This window comes from Micromonospora haikouensis (assembly GCF_000876225.1).
Lineage (GTDB): Bacteria > Actinomycetota > Actinomycetes > Mycobacteriales > Micromonosporaceae > Micromonospora > Micromonospora haikouensis.
This window is the reverse complement of the sequence record NZ_JXSX01000002.1, coordinates 1-20,795: the sequence shown is the minus strand read 5'-3', so window position 1 is coordinate 20,795 and position 20,795 is coordinate 1. Positions and strand designations below refer to the sequence as shown.

Genomic DNA, 20,795 nt, shown 5'->3' with positions numbered 1-20,795 from the left:
GCCGGACGGTAGAGACGACGCATGCGTCGGGTAACCACGGTCGTCCTCTCGGTGGTCTGCGTGACCCTGCTGGGCGTCGTCACCAACGTCGCCACCGGGGCGCTGCCCGACGGGTGGACGCCGCACCTGTGGCTCGCCTGGCCGGCGCTCGCCGTGGTGGTCGTGGCGGTGATGGTGGTCGAGATCCGGCGGGCCCGCGAGTCCGCGCCGGTCACCGGCGTGGCCGCCGCGCACGCCCGCCGGGTCCTGCTCGACCGGGTACGCCGGTACTGGATCACCAGCGTGCTGGACCGTTCCCTGCACCAGGAGGCCCGGATCCAGCTCGGCGTCACCGCGTCGGCCGACGACCGGCGGTACCCGTGGACGCTGCGGGCCACCCACCGCGACGGCTTCACCGGCGTCCTCGACCAGGGCGCGTCCGTGGCCGGCCTCTTCGAGCGGCTCGACCGCGCCGTGGTGATCCTCGGCGCGCCCGGCTCCGGCAAGACGACCACCCTGCTGGAGCTCGCCCGGGAGCTGGTCGACGCGGCCGGGCGCGACCCGGACGCCCCCATCCCGGTGGTGCTGAACCTGTCGTCGTGGGCCACCCGACGCCTGCCGCTGGAGCAGTGGCTCGCCGCCGAACTGACCGAGCGCTACGGCATCCCGTCCCGGCAGGCGACCGCGTGGATCGAGGCCGGCGCGGTCCTGCCCCTGCTCGACGGCCTCGACGAGGTCGTCGCGGCCCGCCGCGACGAGTGCGCGGCGGCGATCGCCGTGTTCCACGCCCGGCAGCCGCTCACCCCGATCGCGGTCTGCTGCCGCGAGTCGGAATACCGGGAGCTCCGCGCCGGCCTGCCCGTCTACGGCACGGTGACGATCCAGCCGCTGACCCGGCCGCAGATCGAGCGGTACCTGGACCGCTCCGGGCCCGCCCTCGCCGGCCTGCGGGCCGCCCTCGCCGCCGACGAGGGCCTGTGGGAGTTCACCGGTTCGCCCCTGCTGCTCGCCATCATGGGCCTGGCCTACGCCGACGGTCCCGGCCCGACCGACGGCCCCGGCGGTCGCCGCACCCGCCTCTTCGCCCGGTACGTCGAGACGATGCTGCGGCACCGCCCGCACCCGGCGTACCGGCCGGAGCAGGCCGTCCAGTATCTGACGGTGCTCGGCCACCAGTTGCGCAAGCGGCAGCAGACCATCTTCGTGCTGGACCTGGTCGCCCCGACCTGGTCGCCGTTCTGGGCCGGGCGCAGCGCCGACCTGCTCAGCCGGGCGCTGGCCGGCGTCGCCGTGGGCGGGGTGGTCACCCTGCTCGGGGCCGCCCTGATCGGTTGGCCCGGCCTCGTGGTGGGGCTGGCAGCCGCGACGCTGACCCTGCTCGCCCTCGTCCGCGACGAGTACGACGACCTCGAACTGATCGCCTCCCGGGAACGCCGGCCGGAGGATCGGCGGCCCCTCCGGGTCAACTGGGTGACCGACACCGCCGACGAGCTACGCGACGTGGCCGGCAACGTCGGCGTCGGGTGGGCGGCCGTGGCCGCGGCCCTCCTGGTCGGGCTGGCCTTCGGCCTCACCGACGGGCTGCGCGGCTGGCCGGGCCTGCTCGCCGACTTCGCGCACTGGTTCGGGATGCTGCTGGCCACCCTGCTCGCCCTGGCCTTCACCCGCGCCATGCTGTTCGACCTCTACCTGATCGGCCCGCCCGGCGGCGCGCCGCGCCGCGAGATCCCGAGCCCCGCCCTGCGGCAGCGGCTCCGCTTCGCCGCGACCGGCGCACCGCTGCTGGGCGTCGTCACCGGCACCCTCGGCGGGCTGCCCGTCGGCCTGGCCCGTACCGGTGCCGACGGCCTCCGGTACGGGGCGGTCGTCGGAGCGTTCGCCGCGTCGTACCTGCTGGTGGCCGTCGCCCTCGGGCCGCTCACCGAGCAGTGGCTGGTCCGCCGGAGGCTCGCCCGCGACGGCGTCGTGCCCCGCCCGCTGCGGCCGTTCCTCGACTACGCCGTGCAGTGCCTGTTCCTGCGGGACGTCGGCGACGGCTACATCTTCGTCCACCGGGAGTTGCTGGAGTTCTTCGCCGACCGGCTGACGAAGTCCGACGCCCAGATGCTCTCCCGCCCGTGAGATCGGATTGCGGATAACAGAGCCGCGGATCTCGGACAGCAGCACATCTTCCTCTGCGGCATCGTCTCGGTGTCGGCGTCGTTCCGACGTCGACGATCACGCCGAGGAGCAGATGTTGCTGACCATCGCCAAGAATCCGATTCCGGACCTGAGCGTCACGGGCGCGCTCGACCCCTATGCCGAGCAGATCGAGCAGGCGTTCGGCCAGTATCAGCAGACGACCGGTGAGGAATTGGCGGAACACGAACGACAGGCCATCCTGGCGCAGCTCATCTCCTGGTCCGGCCCCGCGGGCAAGGAGTCCTTCCCCTCCTGGCCGCAGGCCGTGCGGGCGGCGCAGATGCGGGTGAAGACCGGCGGCTTCCTGGGTGAGAAGAACACGACCATCGTGCAGTCCCGCAACGAGGGCCTGTTCAAGATGGCGATGGGCAGCGTCAACTGGGCCAACTGCGGTAAGACGGCGGAGAACATTCTGGCCGAGCTGAGGAAGAAACACCCCACCTGCGCCGACGGCATCGAAGCGGGGACGCGGGAGAAGGTCGGCTCGGGTGCCGGGAAGGATTTGCTGAAGCTGCTCCGGAAGGTGCCGCAGGAGGGGCAGATCCTGCTCCTCGACTGTTCGTTCCCGTCCGTGCACACCTTCCTGTTGGAAGTCCACCCGAACGGCAACCGCTACCTGTGCCAGGGCTACCAGGGCACCTACTACGCGAGCTGGTGGACGGGGAAGGACGAGGGGGGTCTGCTCGTCGGCGAGCAGCAGGACAAGAAGATCAGCAACGAGGACCGGGAGCGGCTGCGCCGGACGCGTGACGACTGGGGACTCGGCCGGTCCGTGAACCCCAACCGCTACGACGACACGGTCGTCCTGCTGGCAAAGGCGTTCGACGAGGCGGCCCTGCCGGACATCGGCGAGGGCGAGTACGACGGCATCGAGGTCGAGAAGCTGCGTCGGCAGGAGACCGCCGCGTGGGAGGTCTTCGCCAAGTTCTGGCCGGAGCTGCCGTTCTGCCCCGTGCAGCGCGAGACGGACAGCATCGCCAAGCGCACCCAGCGCCCCGAGATCGAGATCACCACGATCCTGGTGCCGGACGTCACCGCGAACGCGGGCACGTCGGTGACCGTCCCCGTGGTGCCCAACTCGATCAAGGGCTGACCCGAGCGGAGCGGAATGCGGAACGCCCGGCTGGTCCTCTTGGACCGACCGGGCGTTCTCGCTTGTCACGAGCGGTGGCGGCGGGATTTGAACCCGCGGAGGGCGTAAACCCTCACACGCTTTCGAGGCGTGCTCCTTAGGCCACTCGGACACGCCACCGCCGACGAGGGTACAGGACACCGGGACCGGATGCCGAACCGGTATCCCCCCGGTCGGCCTGGCAGGATCTTTGCCATGAGTACGCACATCGGCGCGAAGCCGGGAGAGATCGCCGAGCGGGTCCTGATGCCGGGCGACCCGCTGCGGGCCAAGTGGATCGCGGAGACCTACCTCGAGGACGCCACGTGCTACTCGACGGTCCGGGGCATGCTGGGCTTCACCGGCCGCTGGAACGGGGTGGAGGTGTCCGTCCAGGGCTCGGGCATGGGCATGCCGTCCGCCTCGATCTACGCCCACGAGCTGATCAACGAGTACGGCGTGAAGACCCTTATCCGGGTCGGCTCCTGCGGGGCGCTGACCGAGGAACTGAAGCTGCGGGACGTGGTGGCCGCCATCGGCTCGTCCACCGACTCCAACATGAACCGGATGCGCTTCGCCGGGCTGATCGACTACGCCCCGGTCGCCGACTTCGGGCTGCTGCGTACGTCGGTCGAGGTGGCCGAGCGGCGCGGCATCACCATGCGGGTGGGCCCGATCCTGGCGGCGGACGCCTTCTACACCGACCGGCCGGACCTCTACGACAGCCTCGCCGACTACGGCGTCCTGGCGGTGGAGATGGAGTCGGCGGCGCTCTACACGATCGCCGCGCGGTTCCGCGCCCGCGCGCTGACCCTCCTCACCGTCAGCGACCACATCAAGACCGGCGAGAAGACCACGTCGGAGGAGCGCGAGCAGACGTTCTCCCAGATGGTCGAGATCGGCCTGGACACGGCGATCGCCTGACGCCCGGCCCGGTGATCCCACCGGAAGATCGTGCTCGATCGGGGATCGAGTGGCATCGGAGCGTCGCCGAGGCCACTGCATCCCGGATCGAGCACGATCTCGCCGGGTCAGCCCGTTACCGGGTCAGCGGAAGAAGGCGCGCAGGACGGCGGAGTTCTCCGCCTCCAACACCCCGCCGTAGACCTCGGGGCGGTGGTTGAGCCGCCGGTCGCGCAGGACGTCCCAGAGCGAGCCGGCGGCCCCGGTCTTGGGCTCCCAGGCCCCGAAGACGACGGCCGCGACGCGGGCGAGCACGATGGCCCCGGCGCACATCGTGCAGGGTTCCAGCGTCACCACGAGGGTGCAGTCGTCCAGCCGCCACCGGCCCAGGCGTTCGGCGGCCCGGCGCAGCGCCAGCACCTCCGCGTGCGCGGTCGGGTCCCCGGTCAGCTCCCGCTCGTTGCGCCCGGCGGCCAGCTCGGTGCCGTCCGGGCCGTAGACGACGGCACCGACCGGCACGTCGTCGGCCACCTCACCAGGGCGGGCCGCGTCGGCCGCCGCACCGACGCGAGCCACCCCGTCGGCCGACGCGTCGGCGCGGGCCGGAGCGGGGCCGGTGACCGCGACCTGGAGGGCGCGCCGCATCCACAGCTCGTGCCGCTGCCGGCGACCCGCGCCGCCCAGGCCCGCGCCGCTTAGGCCCGCGCCGCCGAGATCCCCGCCGTCCGGGCCGGCAAGTCCCAGTTCGGCCAGGCCCTCGTCGGCGCCCGGCCCGAACCGCCGGACCGCGCCCGGGGTCGGCTGTCCCGGCCGTACGCCCTCCAGCGCCGGGTCGGTGGCGTCCGCCGGCTCAGACGCCACGCAGCTCCTCGACCTCGTCGGCGCAGCCGAGGACCTGGCACACCTCGGCGGTCACGTCGGCCGGGAGCATGCCCTCGTGGGCGCAGAGGCGCAGCAGCCGCTGCGCGGGGATGCCGAGGTCGGCGAGGAGGTCGGCGTCGCCGACCGGGTCCGCCTCCGGGTCGACGGCGGGCTGCTCGCTGTCGTCGTCGCCGGTGCCGGCGCTCGGCCGGGGCTCCTCGGTGTCGTCGAAGCCGGTGACCGACCCCTTGAGGTCGCCGACCAGCAGGGCGCCGAGCCGGGACTCCTCGGCGTACGCGGAGTCGGAGCCGAACACCCGCAGGTCCTCGCCCTCGTCGAGGCGCAGGATGACCAGGTAGGCGTCGTCGGCCTCGACGAAGAGCAGCGACAGGTCGGCGTCGGGCTCGACGTCCCGCAGCCGGTCGGCGACCTCGTCGACGTCGGTGGCCCCGCGCAGGTTCACCTCTGCGGCGGTCCAGCCGCCTCCGTCGCGCACCACGGCGGCAGCGAAGTACGACACGGTTCCCCCAAGTTTGCCTCGGCACAGCACGCCGACTCGTTACGCGTGCACGTTAACCGGTCGGGTCGGCAGGCGACCGGTCAACGCCCCGAAGGGCCGGTCATTCCTGTGGAAAGTGCGGCGGTCGGCCGGAGCCGTCAGCCCGCGACCCGGCGGCGGGTGGCGATGAGCTGCCGCAGCCGTTCGGTGCGCGCGCGTTGGGGCCGTTCCCGCTCGCGTCCCGCTCTGGCCCCCGCCAGCTCGGCGAGGATCTGGAGGCGGCGGCGGCTCCGCTCGGGGTCGAGCCGCGGGGTGGTCCAGGCCATACCGCCGAGAGTGCGCCGTCGAAGCGGGTACGTCAAGACGGGATTCGGTGCGCAGCCGGCCGGCGACCGAGGGTGGCAGCGCGGGCCGGCCGGTCCCGCCGCGCGGGGCCCGTCACCACAGGGGCCAGTCGCCCGTCGTCGCCCAGGTCACGGCCACCACGGCGGCGGCGACGCTCCAGCCGCCGGCGGTGACGATCGCGACGCCGGTGGCGACGCCGCGGTCGCCGTGGCGGGCCAGCGCCAGGGCGGCCAGCCAGGCCAGCCCGCCGGCGACGACCGTCCACCAGGCGTACGTGGGGACGTCGCGGCCGAGGAGGGCGAACAGCACGAGCCACGCGGCGGTGACGGCCGCCCCGGAGGCGACCGCCGACCCGGTCACCGGGTGCGGTTCGCGCCAGGTGGGCCGCGACGGCGGCCCGGAGGGGAAGAGCCCCGACGGGGTACGCGAGCCGGGGTGGGCCGGCTGCTCCGGGTCGGCCCAGTCGGGGTGGGCCGGCTGCCAGGTCATCACCGCACTCCGTCCGCCGGTTGCCGCAGGGCGCGGGGTGGACACCCCGGACCGTACCCTCCCCACCGTATCGGTTCTGTCAGGATGGGCGGATGTCCTCGCGCTTCCCGCGTCGGCGTCGCCCGCGCGCGGCGTACCCGGTTCTGCTGCTGCTCGCGCCGGTGCTGGCCGCCGGCTGCGGCGCGCCGCCGCCGAACCGGACGCCCGGGGCCGGCTGGGTGGCACCGACCGGGATGGTCACCGGCGGGCAGCCGGCCGGGACGCCGGTCGGCCCGTCGGCGCCGCCGGTCACCCCGGCTGCGAGCACCCGGCCGGCGGCGTCGCCCAGCCCGACCCGCACCGGCCTGCGGCACGTCTTCCCGGTGCGCGCGGGCAACGTCGCCTACCACCCGACCCACTCCGCCTATCCGGGGACGGACATCTTCGCCGACTGCGGCGAGCCGGTGGTGGCGGTGACCGACGGGACGGTCCTGGAAGTGAGCCGGGTGGACCGGTTCGACAAGCGGGGGCCGCTGGGTCCCTACAACGGCGGCCTGTCGGTGTCGCTGCTGGGCGACGACGGGGTGCGCTACTACGGCTCGCACCTGAGCGCGATCGCCGACGGGATCGACGCCGGCACGCGGGTGCGGGCCGGGAAGCAGCTCGGCCGGGTGGGCCGCACGGGCAACGCCAACAACGTCTGCCACCTGCACTTCGGGCTCTCCCCGCAGTGTTCGGGCCGGGGCGACTGGTGGATCCGGCGCGGGGTGGTCTGGCCGGCCCGCTATCTCGACTCGTGGCGGCGGGGCGGCAACCGGGAGCCGGCCGCCGAGGTCGCCGCGTGGCGTCGGGAGCACGGTTGCCCGAAGGCCCCGAAGAGCGGCGGCGGAGGCGGCTGACGGTCCGCACGGGAGGCTCGGCCCGGGGCGGCTGAGCGGGGCGTGGGAGCGGGACCAGGGACGGTCCAATCGCGACATCCCGGCTCAACCGGTCGCACACATTGACGGACGTCTCGAACACCGGTTAACGTCCCGGCATGAGAGAGCGCTCTCACAGGTAACGAACCTCCCCAATCCCGACCAAGCGCCGACGCCGGCCGGTCCGGCGCACCCGCGCGATGGAGGAACCCGTGACACCTCCCACACCACACCGCCACCGCCTCTGGGCCCTCGTCTCGTCCACCGTCCTCGCCCTCGCCACCGGCGGCCTCGCCGTGGCCGTCAACACGGCCCCCGCCCAGGCCGCGTCCGTCGGGGCGGGCAGCTACACCACCACGCCCGTCGGCCCGCTGCCCTCCGGCTGCGGGCAGCTCTCCACCAACCCCCGGCAGCACGTCACCGCCGACGCCCCCGCCGGTGCCGTGCCCACCAACGACTGGTGGTCGTCGCTGCTGTGGAAGCGCACCGACTGCGCCTACAGCGAGCCGCTGCACGCCCACCCGCTGTCCTACGACACGTTCACCGACGGTCTGGGCTTCTCGGCCAACTCGACCCCCGCGATCAGCGGCACGGCCACCGGCGTCGGCGAGTTCCACTACCCGTACACGCAGGACATCCGCGTCGGCGTCGCCGGGCTCGCCGCGCCGACGGTGAAGGTCGCCGGCTGGACCGACTGGACCGTCACCCCGTACTGGAGCGACGGCGCGCGCACCCTGCGCGCCACCATCGGCCACGGCCTGCCGTTCGCCTACTTCCAGGCCACCGGCGGCGACGCCGTCGTCAACGCCAACAGCACCCCGACCGTCTGGTCCAACAGCGGCGCCACCATCGGCTTCACCGTCGCCGGCCACGACTACGTCGCGTACGCGCCGAGCGGCGCGAGCTGGACGGTCAGCGGGGGCCGGATCTCGTCCACCCTCGCGGGCAAGGGCTACTTCTCCGTCGCCCTGCTGCCCACCACCGCCGGCAGCACCGCCGCCGAACGCACCAGCCTCGCCACCACCTACGGCCGGTACGCGCACGCCCACGTCACCGGCACCCGCGTCTCGTACGCGTACGACCAGGCGGCCAGCCGCCTGACCACCACGTACGCGTTCACCACCACGCCCCGGGAGGGCACCGCCACGCAGACCGTGGTGAGCCTCTACCCGCACCAGTGGAGGGCGCTCACCGGTTCCACGCCGATCACCCAGACGTACCCGTCGGCGCGCGGCCGGATGAAGGTCCTCACCGGCGTCACCCAGTTCCGCACCGCGATGACCTACCACGGGGTGCTGCCCGAGCTGCCGGCCGTCGGCGACGGCTCCGGCGCCGACCTGGCCACCCTGCGCGACCAGCTCGCCGCCGTGCGGGGCAACCCGATGGACCAGCGCGGCGGCGACACCTACTGGACGGGCAAGGGCCTCGGCCGGGCCGCCCGGATCGCCGAGGTGGCCGACCTCGTCGACGACACCACCACCCGCGACAGCGCGCTGAACGCCATCCGGTCCACCCTCACCGACTGGTTCACCGCCTCGCCCGGCAAGACCGCGAAGGTCTTCTACTACGACCAGAACTGGGGCACCCTGATCGGCTACCCGGCCTCCTACGGGTCCGACCAGGAACTCAACGACCACCACTTCCACTACGGCTACTTCATCGCCGCGGCGGCCACCCTGGCCAAGTTCGACCCGCAGTGGGCCACCGACGCCCGCTACGGCGGCATGGTGGACCTGCTCATCCGCGACGCCGACAACTACGACCGCGCCGACACCCGGTTCCCGTACCTGCGGGACTTCGACATCTACGCCGGCCACGACTGGGCCTCCGGGCACGGCTCGTTCGGGGCGGGCAACAACCAGGAGTCCTCGTCGGAGGGGATGAACTTCGCCAACGCCCTGATCCAGTGGGGTCAGGCCACCGGCGACACGGCCGTCCGCGACGCCGGCATCTTCCTCTACACGACGCAGGCGGCGGCGATCCAGGAATACTGGTTCGACCACGCCGACGAGAACTTCCCGGCCGGGTTCGAGCACTCGACGGTCGGCATGGTCTGGGGCGACGGCGGCGCGTACGCGACCTGGTTCAGCGCCGAGCCGGAGATGATCCAGGGCATCAACCTGCTGCCCGTCACCGGCGGCCACCTCTACCTCGGCTACGACCCCGCGTACGTGCGCACCAACTACGCCGAACTGGTGCGCAACAACAACGGGCAGCCGACGGTGTGGCAGGACATCCTCTGGCAGTTCCAGGCGCTCGGCGACCCCGCCACGGCGCTGTCGAACCTGCGGGCCAACCCCGGGTACACGCCGGAGGAGGGGGAGAGCCGCGCGCACACCTTCCACTGGATCCGCAACCTCGCCGCGCTCGGCACGGTCGACACCACGGTCAGCGCGAACCACCCGCTGAGCGCCGTCTTCACCCGCAACGGGGCGCGGACGTACGTGGCGTCGAACATCACCGCCGCGCCGGTCACGGTGCGGTTCTCCGACGGCACCACGCTCACCGTGGGGGCCGGGAAGACGGCCACCACCGGGGCGTACACGTGGAGCGGCGGCAACGCCGCCGGGGGCGTGCCGCCGACGGGCACCCCGAGCCCCACGCCGACCACCAGCCCGTCGCCGACGCCCACCAGCCCGAGCCCGACGCCGACCGCCACGCCGCCGGCCAGCTCGCCGACGCGCTACCTGCTCGCCGGGGGCGGTTTCGGTGCGGCCGGCAGCGCGGGTACCACGACGGTGGCGGCGGCGAACGGCAACCACGACGGCACCCCGACCAACGCCCAGGTGTTCACCGCGACCGGCCTCAACCTCGCGTACGCCGGCGGGCAGACCGCGTTCGACCTGTTCCTCGACGCCGGCACCGCCGTCGGCAACGGGGTGCAGGTGCGGCTCTCCTACGACCTCACCGGCAACGGGAGCTGGGAACGGGTGGAGACCTACCGCTACTTCGCCACCGACCCGGTCCCCGGGTACGAGCACTACACCCAGGCCGCCGGGCTGCACTCCAGCAGCGGCACCCTCGGCAACCTCGCCAACGGCACCGTGAAGGTGGAGGTCTGGTCGGCGATCGGCGGCAGCCCCAGCACCCTCGGCCTCGGCAACCAGTCGGTCGTGAAGCTGCCGTACTCCTGACCGGTCCGCACTGACGCACCACCCCGCGCCGCCGGTCGTACCCCGACCGGCGGCGCGGGCGCGTAGGTTGCAGGGCATGACCGACCGGGACCCCATCGCCGACCTGCGCCGGATCGCGTTCCTGCTGGAGCGGGCCAACGAGGCGACCTACCGGGTGCGGGCGTTCCGGTCGGCGGCGGCGGCCCTGGCCGCGCTGCCGGCGGCGGAGCTGGCCGAGCGGGCCCGCTCCGGCAGGCTCACCGAGATGGCCGGCGTCGGCGACGTCACCGCCCGCTGCGTCGCCGAGTCGCTGGCCGGTGAGGAGCCGGTCTACCTGCGCCGGCTCGTCGCCACGGAGGGCACCGACCTGGACGCCGCGGCCACGGCGCTGCGCGAGGCGCTGCGCGGCGACTGCCACACCCACTCCGACTGGTCCGACGGCGGCTCGCCCATCGAGGAGATGGCGCTCGCGGCGGTCGAGCTGGGCCACGAGTACGTCGTGCTGACCGACCACTCGCCCCGGCTGAAGGTGGCCCGGGGGCTCACGGCGGACCGGCTGCGCCGCCAGCTCGACCACGTGGCGGCGGTGAACGAGGCGCTGCCCGAGGGGTTCCGCATCCTCACCGGCATCGAGGTCGACATCCTCGCCGACGGCTCGCTGGACCAGGAGGAGGAGCTGCTGGCCCGCCTCGACGTGGTCGTCGGCTCGGTGCACAGCGGGCTCAACGACGAGCGGGCCCGGATGACCCGGCGGATGCTGGCGGCGATCGCCAACCCGCACCTGGACATCCTGGGCCACTGCACCGGCCGGATGGTGTCGTCGCGCCCGGCCGGCGTGCGGGGGCCGGGCGACCGGGCGCACCGGCCGCGTACCCGGGCCGAGAGCGACTTCGACGCGGACGCCGTCTTCGCCGCGTGCGCCGAGCACGACGTGGCCGTCGAGATCAACTCGCGGCCGGAGCGGCAGGACCCGCCGAAGCGGCTGATCCGGCGGGCGCTGGAGGCGGGCTGCCGGTTCGCTATCGACACGGACGCGCACGCCCCCGGCCAGCTCGACTGGCAGCGGTTCGGCTGCGAGCGGGCGGCCCTGTGCGGCGTCCCCGCCGACCGGGTGGTCAACACCTGGCCGGCGGAGCGCCTCGTGGCGTGGGCCCGGGGCTGACCGGCCCGCGCCGAACCAGTGGGTGCCGGGATCAGCGGGCGGCGACCGGGGCGGCCGGCGGGGCGACGTCGACCGCGCGGGCCCGCCCGCGCCGGCCGAGCAGGCCCTGGGTCACCGCGACCCCGGCCAGCACGATCAGCGCGCCCACCGGCTGGTGCCAGGTGAGCCGCTCGTCGAGCGCCAGCGCCCCGATCAGCACGGCGAAGATCGGCACGAGGTAGGTCACCGTGGAGGCGGTGCTCGCCCCCGCCACCCGGATGTTGCGCAGGTTGATCACGAAGGCCAGGCCGGTGCCGAGCGCGCCCAGCGCGAGCACGCTGGCCAGCGCGCCGGGCGACAGGTCGGTGGGCAGCGGCGGCACGCCCGCCACCAGCGGGCCGACCACGGCGAGCTGCGCGGTCGCCAGCAGGAGCTGGGTCGCCGAGAGCGAGAGGCCGGAGTCGGCGCTGCCCGCGACGAACCGCTTCTGGTACGGGATGGCGAAGCCGTAGCAGGCCGCCGCGCCGAAGCACATGAGCTGACCGGTGAAGTGGGCCCCGCCGACGCCCGCCCAGACGCCGAGCACCACGAGCACCCCGGCGAAGCCGAGCCCCAGCCCGACCGCCTTGCGGGTGGTCAGCCGCTCGGTGCGGAACACCAGCACCGCCATCGGCAGCACGATCAGCGGCGTGGTGGCGTTCCAGATCCCGGCGAGCATCGACTCGATCCGCTGCTCGCCGTAGCCGAAGAGGGTGAACGGCACGGCCACGCCCAGCGCGGCGACCACGAACTGGTGGGCCCAGATCCGGGGCTCGCGGGGCAGCCGGTCGCGCAGCAGCGCGAGCGCGACGAGCAGGGTCAGCGCACCGGCGGCGACCCGGTAGAGGGTGAGGTGCAGCGGGTGCAGCTCGCGGACGCCGACCTTGATGAACAGGAAGCTGGCGCCCCAGATCGCGGCGAGCGCGAGGAAGCCGGGCAGCCAGCTGCGCAGCGCCGACCTGTCAGGGGTGGTATCGGGTGTCACCCCTGACACTCTGCCGCAGGGGTGCGACGGTGTCGCGCGGTTTCCGGCCACCGTGTCCACCACCACAGCAACGCCACGACGGCATCCTCGTTGATCACGGTCGGGGGTGACGCCGGTGCTGCCGTCGCAGGAGTTCGATCCGCTCGTGGAGCTGTCCGGGTGCTGGACGACCGCGCTCGCGGAGCGATACCTCCCCGTCAGGGAACTGGCCGGCGCCCGCCACGAGTGCGTCGCCGGTCGGCTGGTGATCAGTCCGTTCCTGCGGGCCAGCGAGAGCTTCGCGATGGTCAGCCTCGGCTGCCTGCTCGCCCCCGCCGCCGAGGCCGCCGGCCGGCACGTCCTCGGCCGGGTCAACCTGACCGTCAGCCCGGGCCTGTGGATCCAGCCGGACGTCACCGTGCTGCACACCTTGCCGGCGACGGACGAGGAGGACCGCTGGGTGCCGGCCGGCCACTGCGAACTCGCGGTGGAGGTCTCCTCCGACGACAATCCGGGGCCGGCCGCCGTGGACCGGCCGCGTCGCTGCGCCGAGGGCGGCGTGCCCTGGTTCATGCGGGTACGACTCACCCGTGATCCGGCGCGGGTCGACGTGCGGCTGCTCGCCCTGCACCGGCCCGGCGGCCCCGACACCGTCGCGCGGGCGGTCAGCGGGGAGCGGCTGCGGGCCGACGCGCCGTTCCCGATCGACTTCGACCCGGCCGAGCTGCTGCCCTGAACACGGCAATCACGCTCGACAACCGCCCGGCCCGGTCGCGTAGTGTCACCCCGTGGGACGAATCGATGACCTCGCCGACCGGTACGTCGCCGACTGGGCGCCGCTGAGCCCCGTCGGCGCGACCTACGTCGGCATCGCCGGACACGACGACCAGCTCGACGACCTGTCGCCGGAGGGCTACGCGGCCCGGGCGGAGCTGACCCGACGCACGCTGGCCGACCTCGACGTGACCGAGCCCGATTCCGAGTCGGAGCGGACGGCCAGGGAGGCCATGCAGGAGCGGCTCGGCCTGGACCTCGCCCGGTACGAGGCGGGTGAGACGACCAGCGAGGTCAACGTCATCGCCAGCGGGCTGCACGACATCCGCATGGTCTTCGACCTGATGCCCACCGAGGGCGAGGAGGCGCAGGCCAACATCGCGGCCCGGCTCAACCGGTTCGCGGGCACCCTGGAGGGCTACAAGACGACGCTGCGCGAGGCGGCCGGCGCGGGCCGGGTCAGCTCGAAGGCGCAGCTCGTCGAGGTCGCCAAGCAGTGCGACGTCTGGACGGACCCGAGCGGCGACAACTTCTTCCACGGCCTGGTGGAGCGGCTCGGCGTCGACGGCACGCTCGGGGCGGAGCTGCGCCGGGGCGCGGCGGCGGCCACCGCCGCCACCGCCGGGTTCGGCCAGTTCCTGCGCGACGAACTGGCCCCGCTGGGGCGCGACAAGCAGGCCGCCGGCCGGGAGCGGTACGCGCTGGCCTCGCAGTACTTCCTCGGCGCGCGCGTCGACCTCGACGAGACGTACGCCTGGGGGTTCGCGGAGCTGGCCCGGCTGGAGGCCGACATGCGGACGGTGGCCGCGCGGATCGTCGGGCCGGGCGCGACGATCGACGAGGCCGTGGCCGCGCTGGACGCCGACCCGGCGCGCACCATCCAGGGCAAGGAGGCGTTCCGGGACTGGATGCAGGCGCTGGCCGACAAGGCGATCAGCGACCTGCACGGCACCCACTTCGACATCCCGGAGCAGGTGCGCCGCATCGAGTGCTGCCTCGCCCCGACCAGCGACGGCGCGATCTACTACACGGGCCCGAGCGAGGACTTCTCCCGGCCGGGGCGGATGTGGTGGGCGGTGCCGCAGGGCGTCACCGACTTCTCCACCTGGCGCGAGGTGACCACCGTCTACCACGAGGGCGTGCCGGGTCACCATCTCCAGGTCGCGCAGACCGCCGTCCGGGCCGACCTGCTCAACCGCTGGCAGCGGCTGCTGTGCTGGGTCTCCGGGCACGGCGAGGGCTGGGCGCTCTACTCCGAGCGGCTGATGGACGAGCTGGGCTACCTGGAGGACCCGGGCGACAAGCTCGGCATGCTCGACGGGCAGGCGTTCCGCGCCGCCCGGGTGATCGTCGACATCGGCATGCACCTGGAGCTGGAGATCCCGAAGGACAACCCGTTCGACTTCCACCCGGGCGAGCGGTGGACCCCGGAGCTGGGCTGGGAGTTCATGCGGGCGCACTGCCGGGTGCCCGACGAGAACCTGCGCTTCGAGCTGAACCGCTATCTGGGCTGGCCGGGGCAGGCCCCCTCGTACAAGGTCGGGGAGCGGATCTGGCTCCAGGCCCGGGAGGACGCGAAGGCCCGCAAGGGCGCCGACTTCGACCTGCGGGAGTTCCACCGGCAGGCGTTGGACCTGGGGGCGCTGGGCCTCGACCCGCTGCGCCGGGCGCTCGCCCGCCTCTGAGTTCCCGCACGGACGACGGCCGGGGCCCGGGGGTGTGGCCCCGGCCGTCGCGTCGGGGGCGGCTCAGGCGAGGTCGAGCTTCAGCGCCGGCTTTCCGGTGAGGACGTCGCACTGGACGTACGCGAGGTCGATCACCGGGTCGGTGAAGGTGATCGGGATCGGCGAGGTGATCGGGATGCCGTCGGGGAACGGCAGGTCGGGCGTGAGCGTGATCTTGATGCCGAGCAGCCGCCCGACGAACCGGGTGGCGTAGAACGCCACGTCGCCCTGGACGGTCAGCCGGTCCGTGACGTACCGCTGGCTCCGGCCGCCGGGGCCGTCAGCCAGGAGCTGGAAGTCGTCGGTGACGCTCTTGGCCATGCTGAACTTCAGCGTCTTGAGCGTGCCGTCGCCGGTCGGCAGGTCGACGATCCCCTCGAAGCGCAGCCCGGTCATGGTGACCTTCGAGCCGGTGAGCTTCGACGGCTTCGCCGCCACCCGGGGCTGGCCCGGCTCGGGGGCGATCCTGGGCAGCGGCTCGCCGGGCTCGACCTCGGCGGGCTCGGTGGGCTCGGGGGTGGCGCACCCGTCGCCGGGCTTGTCGGGGCTGGCCGACGCGGCCGGGGTCGGCTTCGCCGAAGCGGTCGGCCGGGCGGTGGCCGTCGGTGCGCCGGTGGTGGGCGCGGTGCCCGTCGGCTCCGGGCTCGCGGCCGGCTCGGCGTCGTCGTCGCCACCGGTGAACAGGTCGCCGATGCCGTCGATGATGTCGGTGAGCACGTTGCCCCCGGCGGTCTTCTCCGCACTCGGGCTGGGTGTGGGGCTGGGGCTCCTGCTGGCCGGGCGGGACGCCGACGGCTCGGGCTCGGCCGGGCGGGTGGCGGACGGGGTGGGGCACGGGGCGGCGGGGGCGGCCTGCACCGGGGCCTGGTCGCGCAGCGCCAGCGCCCCGGCGGCCGAGACGCTGAGCAGCACCAGGGTGATCGCCAGCAGCCTCGGGTCCCGGTGCGTTCCGCGCCGGCCCGGGCCGTCCTCGGCCGGCTGGGGCTGCGGGCGGCCGTCCGCCCCGACCCTCGGCAGCACCTGGGTGCTGTCGTCGCCCGAGCCGGCGGCCGGTGACTCCCGCAGCGGGGGTGCGGCGTCGGCGGGCAGCGCCTCGCGCAGCGGGTTGCGGGGCGGCGGCAGGGTGTCGGTGAGCGGGCCGGTGACGTCGTCGGGGTGCTGCGCGCGGGGCATCAGCTCGTCGACCAGCGCCGCCTCGCCGGCGCGGTCGGCGTCGGCGTCGGTCGGCCCCTCGGTCGCGGTTCCGGCCGGGCCCTCGACCGCGGTTCCGACCGGGCCGGACCCGGCCGGCGCGGCGGCCGGTCGACGGGCGGGCACCCAGGCGAAGCCGAGGGCGCTGCCGACCATGCCGAGCAGCAGGCCGACGAAGAAGCCGCCGAGGTTGACCCCGATGAGCGAGAACACGGCGGTCACCGCGCCGACGATCGCGTAGAACATCCGCTGCTGCGGGCTGAACCACATCAGCATCCCGCAGGCCACCAGGATCACCGGGATCAGCCAGGACAGGAAGCCGGTCGGCCCCATCTGGAAGCTCAGGCCGCTGAGGCTCATCTGGGTGGTGGAGAAGATCTCCAGCCCGGCCAGCGCGGTGAACAGGCCGCCCCAGAAGGGGCGGGCCCGACGCCAGCGGCGGAAGTTGCGCCACGCCTGACTGACCCGGCCCGGCTGGGCGTGCTGCGGGTTGGCGGTCGTCACGTACTCCTCCTGGCGGTGCTCACTGGTGACGAGGGAGGGCCGGGGCCCGTGGAGGGCACCCCCCACGGGCCCGGTGGCTGGCTCAGAAGCATTCCTTGGCGGCGGCACCCACGTTGACCTTGAGCTTCAGCCCGTTGAGGGTGAAGATCGCGGCGCTGGTGGAGCGGGCCACCTGCTCCAGGTCGGTGATGGTCACGCTGTCGGCGCTCTGGCCGAACGACTTCGCGGTGGCCCCCTCGTTGAGGTCGGTGGCGTCCCGGCCGATCTTGATGTTCTTGAACTCGGCGTCGCCGCCCAGGGAGTCCATGTCGATCAGCAGGCCCTTGGCGGTGGCCGGGTTGCCGCCGCCACCGGCGTTGATGGTGAGCACGATCGGCAGGTCGGGGATCTTCACCGACTGGCACAGGTCGTAGAGCTTGGCGTCCGCGATCTCGGACACCGCCACCGGGTGGGCGGTGCCGTCCTTCTCCTTGACGAACCCGCCGTACTGCTTGAAGCCGGTGCCCTCCAGCTTCGAGGCGCCGACCTTGAAGGTCTGGCCGGAGACGGCGAACGACGCCGCGATCGCGCCGTTGGCCATGCCGAAGACGATGGCACCGGCGACGGCGGTCGCGGGCACCATCATCGCGGCGAACCGCCGCCAACGGGTGCCGCCCTGCTCCAGACGGTCTTCCGAATCCTTCACGAGGTCCTCCTCGAACGGGGGTCACCGAGCGCGGGATCGCGGCTCGGGGGTGGGGGAAGCTGCGGTGGCTGCTGCGATCCGCTGGCCGGACGGTGCGCGCAGCGTGCGGATTGGATGCTGCCGCGAAGCGACCCAGGTCACAAGACCCTTGCTACCGGCGGGTAACTCGCCCGCGCCACCAAGATCGGTTATGGTCACCTTCGGTCAACGCCCGCCTCGACGCCCCACCGGACAAACCGGGCCGAGTGCGACAGGCGACGCGGCGAGACTCACGCGATGTAGCCGTGATACCCGCCGGTAACTTTTTGGTAACGGGAACCTGCCAGACCGCTGAGAGTGATCCATCGATCACCCCGACGGCGATACCGGTGTGGAAATCCCGCATGACCAGCCCGCGCAGCCCGACGGACAGCCGGTGCGCCGGACGCCGACACGCTGCCCGGACACGGCCGGGGACGCAGACTGCCGGACGGCCCCGCCGTTGGTTACCGTAGGTGTCTCCCGGGTGGGAGAGGCTCCCACGTGGTACGTACCGATCGAGGTTGCTGTGACTCTGTACGGCGAAACACGACCGCCCGCCGACGACCGGCCGACCGTCAAGGTGACCGCGGTGAGCTGGCCGGTCGACGAGCCGGACCCCGTCGCACCGGCAGCCACAGCGGCCACAACCGGCACCGGGCCGGCCCGCCGCAGCCGCCGACTGCGGGTCCTGCTCGCCGCCGGCGTCGGCACCGCCGTCCTGGCCACCGTCGGCGGGGTGGGCGCCTACGCGTACGCCGGCGACGTCCCGCGCGGCACGACCGTGCTCGGCACCGAGCTGGGCGGACGCAGCCGCACCGACGCGATCCGCGAGCTACGCGCGGAGCTGGAGCGGGCGGGCACCCCGAGCACCCCGCTGCGGGTGACGGTCGGCGAGAAGAGCCTGGAGTTCGCCCCCGCCGACGTGGGGCTCGCGGTGGACGTCGAAGCGACCGTGGACGCGGCGGCGAAGGCCCAGGCGCACCCGGTGAGCCGCCTCGTCGGCTCGCGCGCCGTCGCCCCGGTGGTGACCGTCGACGCCGCCCGGCTCGACGCGGCCCTGCGCAAGGCGGCCGGCGACCAGACCCGCGAGTGGACCGTGCCGGCCATCATCTTCACCGGCACCACCCCCAAGCCGGTACGCCCCAGGTCCGGCCTCGCGCTCGACCCGCAGCGCTCGGCCCAGGCGGTCCGCGACGGCTGGCTCTCCGGTCAGCCGGTGACCGTGCCGCTGGTGGAGAACACGCCGGCGACCAGCGCCGAGGAGGTCGACAAGCTCGTCGCCGAGCTGGCCCGCCCCGCCGTCGCCGCCCCCGTCACCCTCGACACCGACAAGGGTTCCGTCACCATCCCGCCCGCCGCCATCGCCCGGAGCCTGCGCTTCACCGCCGACGACGCCGGGAAGCTGACCCCCCGCGTCGACGTGAAGCGGCTGCGGGCCGCCCTCGGCGACAAGCTCGACGCCATCGAGACCGAGCCCCGCGACGCCCGGATGACGGTCACCGGGGGCAAGCCGAAGCCGGTCGACGGGCGACCCGGCCAGCAGCTCGACAGCGCCGCGCTCAGCCGCGACCTGCTCGCCGTCCTGCCCCGCACCGACGACCGGAAGGTCACCGGCCGGCTCAAGGAGACCCAGCCGAAACTGACCACCGAGAAGCTGGCCGGGCTGGGCATCGTCGAACGGGTCTCCCGGTTCACCACCCACTTCACCGGCGGCCTCTCCTCGCCCCGCAGCCAGAACATCGTCCAGATCGCCAAGGACGTCGACGGGACGGTCGTGCTGCCCGGCGAGACGTTCTCCCTCAACGGCCACACCGGCGAGCGCGGCTACGCCCAGGGCTACCGGGACGCCCCGGTGATCCTCGACGGCAAGCTCGTCCCCGGCGTGGGCGGGGGCACCTCCCAGTTCACCACCACCCTGTTCAACGCCACCTACTACGCGGGCCTGGAGGACGTCGAGCACAAGCCGCACTCCTACTGGTTCAGCCGGTACCCGCCGGTCATCGAGTCGACGATCTTCTGGCCGAACCTCGACTTCAAGTTCCGCAACAACACGAAGTACGGCGTCCTCATCGACACCTCGACCACCGCCAGCTCGGTGACCGTGTCGATCTGGAGCACGAAGATCTACGACAGCGTCAAGACGGAGTACGGCCCCCGCCGGGACGTCACCAAGCCGAAGACCATCCACCTCAAGCCCGGCCCGTCGTGCATCCCCAGCAACGGCATCGACGGCTTCACCCAGGACGCCTTCCGGGTCATCAAGAAGGACGGCAAGGTGGTCAAGCGGGAGAAGTTCACCTGGCGGTACCTTGCCGAGCCCCGCTACGTCTGCGGCGGCCCCACCGACTGAGGTCCGCCGGGCCCCGGACACACCGATGCCCCGCCGGCACGTCGCCGGCGGGGCATCCCATTGGGTACGCGAAACACGCCCGGCCGCCCGGAAGGGCGCTCAGGGCCTCGCGTCGGCCAGTCCCTGGCGTACGCCGTCGGCGTCGCGGTCGGTGCCGTACACGGGCGTGTCCGGCTGCTGCCGCCAGCTCTCGTCGAGGGTGCCGGCGTCGACCGGGTCGAAGCCCAGGGCGTCCACCAGCTCCATCACGACGCGCTTGGCGTCGGCGTCGTCGCCGGCCACCGGCAGCCCGATCCGGTCGGCCGCGCCGGCCGGCCGCCCGTTGTCCATGAGGTGCTGGGCCTGGATGTTGTTGAACGCCTTCACCACCCGGGCGCCCTTGAGGTGCTCGGCCGTCCACCGGCTGGAGCTGAGGCTGCGGTCCAGCAGCTCGGCGATGTCGCCGTCCCGTTGGGGGTAGTAGTTGTCGGCGTCCACCACGATCCGGCCCTCGAAGAGTCGGGCCGGCAGCTCCGGCACCGCCCGCAGCGGGATGGCCACCACGACCACCTCGGCCTGGTCGGTGGCCTGCTCAAGGGTTCCCGCGGTCGCGCCGGTCTCCCGCGCCAGGTCCCCGAGGGACTCCGGCCCCCGTGAGTTGGTGACCGTCACCTCGTGGCCCAAGGCGCTCAGCCGACGGGTGAGGGTGCCACCGATGTGCCCCGACCCGATGATTCCGATCTTCATGACCACTCCTGCCTCCGCCTCCCGGCGGTCAGATCCGGTCGAACTGTGGGCAGGTACCCCGGCCGGAGCGTCCCAATAGCGCTGGAGGCGAACGCCACGTACGGGTTTCCGGCCACGGTCGCGGGGAACGCCGCCGACGGCGGGTCCCCGATCGACGCTACCGAGGCGGGCGGCACCGGTGGGAGTGTTCGACAAAATGGCCGCAGACGCGTTTCAGGGCCACCCCGGTTGGGGTGGCCCTGAACGAAAGAATGTCCGGCGGTGTCCTACTCTCCCACACCCTCCCGAGTGCAGTACCA

Annotated in this window: 17 protein-coding genes and 1 tRNA gene; 9 read left to right on the top strand and 9 right to left on the bottom strand. The window is 73.4% G+C overall.

From position 1 onward, the window contains the following. Nucleotides 1-21 precede the first annotated feature (21 nt). Both TK50_RS16675 and TK50_RS16670 read left to right on the top strand, forming a co-directional pair. The gene (locus tag TK50_RS16675; protein ID WP_082106430.1) at nucleotides 22-2,100 is read left to right on the top strand and encodes an NACHT domain-containing protein; all 2,079 of its coding nucleotides are present in this window, start codon (nucleotides 22-24) and stop codon (nucleotides 2,098-2,100) included. 112 nt (nucleotides 2,101-2,212) lie between these two features. Further along, nucleotides 2,213-3,253, top strand: a complete 1,041-nt coding sequence (locus TK50_RS16670; RefSeq protein ID WP_043964867.1) for a hypothetical protein — start codon at nucleotides 2,213-2,215, stop codon at nucleotides 3,251-3,253. A 72-nt stretch (nucleotides 3,254-3,325) separates the two neighbouring features. On the opposite strand, the gene TK50_RS16665 is transcribed toward TK50_RS16670, so the two are convergent. Continuing rightward, nucleotides 3,326-3,412: transfer RNA gene (locus tag TK50_RS16665), tRNA-Ser, on the bottom strand. 75 nt (nucleotides 3,413-3,487) lie between these two features. Here TK50_RS16665 and deoD point away from each other — a divergent pair. Further along, the gene (gene deoD, locus TK50_RS16660) at nucleotides 3,488-4,195 is read left to right on the top strand and encodes a purine-nucleoside phosphorylase (RefSeq protein ID WP_043964865.1); all 708 of its coding nucleotides are present in this window, start codon (nucleotides 3,488-3,490) and stop codon (nucleotides 4,193-4,195) included. Between the two features lie 123 nt (nucleotides 4,196-4,318). Here the strand turns inward: deoD and TK50_RS16655 are convergent, their stop codons facing one another. From TK50_RS16655 to TK50_RS16645, 4 genes are all read right to left on the bottom strand, one after another. Then, entirely contained in the window at nucleotides 4,319-4,819 is a 501-nt protein-coding gene (locus TK50_RS16655) for a deaminase (RefSeq protein WP_199486108.1), read from the bottom strand. A gap of 205 nt (nucleotides 4,820-5,024) precedes the next feature. Further along, nucleotides 5,025-5,555: a tRNA adenosine deaminase-associated protein gene (locus TK50_RS16650; RefSeq protein ID WP_043964862.1), complete on the bottom strand. Its 531-nt coding sequence runs from the start codon at nucleotides 5,553-5,555 to the stop codon at nucleotides 5,025-5,027. Nucleotides 5,556-5,692: 137 nt separating this feature from the next. Beyond that, nucleotides 5,693-5,860, bottom strand: coding sequence for a hypothetical protein (locus TK50_RS34430; protein ID WP_176734415.1), 168 nt, complete (start codon nucleotides 5,858-5,860; stop codon nucleotides 5,693-5,695). A gap of 112 nt (nucleotides 5,861-5,972) precedes the next feature. Beyond that, complete coding sequence (locus tag TK50_RS16645) at nucleotides 5,973-6,368, bottom strand: hypothetical protein (protein WP_199486083.1); 396 nt, start codon at nucleotides 6,366-6,368, stop codon at nucleotides 5,973-5,975. A 92-nt stretch (nucleotides 6,369-6,460) separates the two neighbouring features. On the opposite strand from TK50_RS16645, the gene TK50_RS16640 reads away from it, so the two are divergent. The 3 genes from TK50_RS16640 (at nucleotide 6,461) to TK50_RS16630 (ending at nucleotide 11,539) form a co-directional block, all read left to right on the top strand. Beyond that, nucleotides 6,461-7,246 (top strand): M23 family metallopeptidase, encoded by a 786-nt coding sequence (locus TK50_RS16640; protein WP_043964861.1) that lies wholly within the window; start codon nucleotides 6,461-6,463, stop codon nucleotides 7,244-7,246. A 230-nt stretch (nucleotides 7,247-7,476) separates the two neighbouring features. Further along, a complete protein-coding gene (locus TK50_RS16635; protein ID WP_241774038.1) occupies nucleotides 7,477-10,398 on the top strand; it encodes a glycosyl hydrolase in 2,922 nt (973 codons plus the stop codon). Nucleotides 10,399-10,474: 76 nt separating this feature from the next. Further along, nucleotides 10,475-11,539, top strand: a complete 1,065-nt coding sequence (locus tag TK50_RS16630; protein WP_043964859.1) for a PHP domain-containing protein — start codon at nucleotides 10,475-10,477, stop codon at nucleotides 11,537-11,539. 31 nt (nucleotides 11,540-11,570) lie between these two features. On the opposite strand, the gene TK50_RS16625 is transcribed toward TK50_RS16630, so the two are convergent. After that, a complete protein-coding gene (locus TK50_RS16625; protein WP_043964858.1) occupies nucleotides 11,571-12,542 on the bottom strand; it encodes a DMT family transporter in 972 nt (323 codons plus the stop codon). A 115-nt stretch (nucleotides 12,543-12,657) separates the two neighbouring features. Between TK50_RS16625 and TK50_RS16620 the strand changes: the two genes are divergently transcribed. Together TK50_RS16620 and TK50_RS16615 are read left to right on the top strand one after the other, a co-directional pair. After that, entirely contained in the window at nucleotides 12,658-13,257 is a 600-nt protein-coding gene (locus tag TK50_RS16620) for a PDDEXK family nuclease (protein WP_144420312.1), read from the top strand. A 52-nt stretch (nucleotides 13,258-13,309) separates the two neighbouring features. Beyond that, nucleotides 13,310-14,980, top strand: coding sequence for a DUF885 domain-containing protein (locus tag TK50_RS16615; RefSeq protein WP_043964855.1), 1,671 nt, complete (start codon nucleotides 13,310-13,312; stop codon nucleotides 14,978-14,980). Nucleotides 14,981-15,043: 63 nt separating this feature from the next. On the opposite strand, the gene TK50_RS16610 is transcribed toward TK50_RS16615, so the two are convergent. Next, the gene (locus TK50_RS16610; protein ID WP_043966357.1) at nucleotides 15,044-16,714 is read right to left on the bottom strand and encodes a DUF6114 domain-containing protein; all 1,671 of its coding nucleotides are present in this window, start codon (nucleotides 16,712-16,714) and stop codon (nucleotides 15,044-15,046) included. A gap of 82 nt (nucleotides 16,715-16,796) precedes the next feature. Further along, nucleotides 16,797-17,339 carry a DUF6230 family protein gene (locus TK50_RS16605; protein WP_043966355.1) on the bottom strand — a complete coding sequence of 181 codons (543 nt, stop codon included), beginning with the start codon at nucleotides 17,337-17,339 and terminating at the stop codon, nucleotides 16,797-16,799. 607 nt (nucleotides 17,340-17,946) lie between these two features. Here TK50_RS16605 and TK50_RS16600 point away from each other — a divergent pair. Beyond that, entirely contained in the window at nucleotides 17,947-19,770 is a 1,824-nt protein-coding gene (locus TK50_RS16600; RefSeq protein WP_043964853.1) for a VanW family protein, read from the top strand. Nucleotides 19,771-19,869: 99 nt separating this feature from the next. On the opposite strand, the gene TK50_RS16595 is transcribed toward TK50_RS16600, so the two are convergent. After that, on the bottom strand, nucleotides 19,870-20,496 hold the full coding sequence (locus TK50_RS16595) for an NADPH-dependent F420 reductase (protein WP_043964849.1): 627 nt from the start codon (nucleotides 20,494-20,496) through the stop codon (nucleotides 19,870-19,872). Nucleotides 20,497-20,795 lie beyond the last annotated feature (299 nt).

Coding starts and splice junctions, on each gene's coding strand:
- TK50_RS16675 (WP_082106430.1), top strand. CDS start 22: ATGCGTCGGGTAACCACGGTCGTCCTCTCGGTGGTCTGCGTGACCCTG.
- TK50_RS16670 (WP_043964867.1), top strand. CDS start 2,213: ATGTTGCTGACCATCGCCAAGAATCCGATTCCGGACCTGAGCGTCACG.
- deoD (WP_043964865.1), top strand. CDS start 3,488: ATGAGTACGCACATCGGCGCGAAGCCGGGAGAGATCGCCGAGCGGGTC.
- TK50_RS16655 (WP_199486108.1), bottom strand. CDS start 4,819: ATGCGGCGCGCCCTCCAGGTCGCGGTCACCGGCCCCGCTCCGGCCCGC.
- TK50_RS34430 (WP_176734415.1), bottom strand. CDS start 5,860: ATGGCCTGGACCACCCCGCGGCTCGACCCCGAGCGGAGCCGCCGCCGC.
- TK50_RS16645 (WP_199486083.1), bottom strand. CDS start 6,368: ATGACCTGGCAGCCGGCCCACCCCGACTGGGCCGACCCGGAGCAGCCG.
- TK50_RS16640 (WP_043964861.1), top strand. CDS start 6,461: ATGTCCTCGCGCTTCCCGCGTCGGCGTCGCCCGCGCGCGGCGTACCCG.
- TK50_RS16630 (WP_043964859.1), top strand. CDS start 10,475: ATGACCGACCGGGACCCCATCGCCGACCTGCGCCGGATCGCGTTCCTG.
- TK50_RS16605 (WP_043966355.1), bottom strand. CDS start 17,339: ATGATGGTGCCCGCGACCGCCGTCGCCGGTGCCATCGTCTTCGGCATG.
- TK50_RS16595 (WP_043964849.1), bottom strand. CDS start 20,496: ATGAAGATCGGAATCATCGGGTCGGGGCACATCGGTGGCACCCTCACC.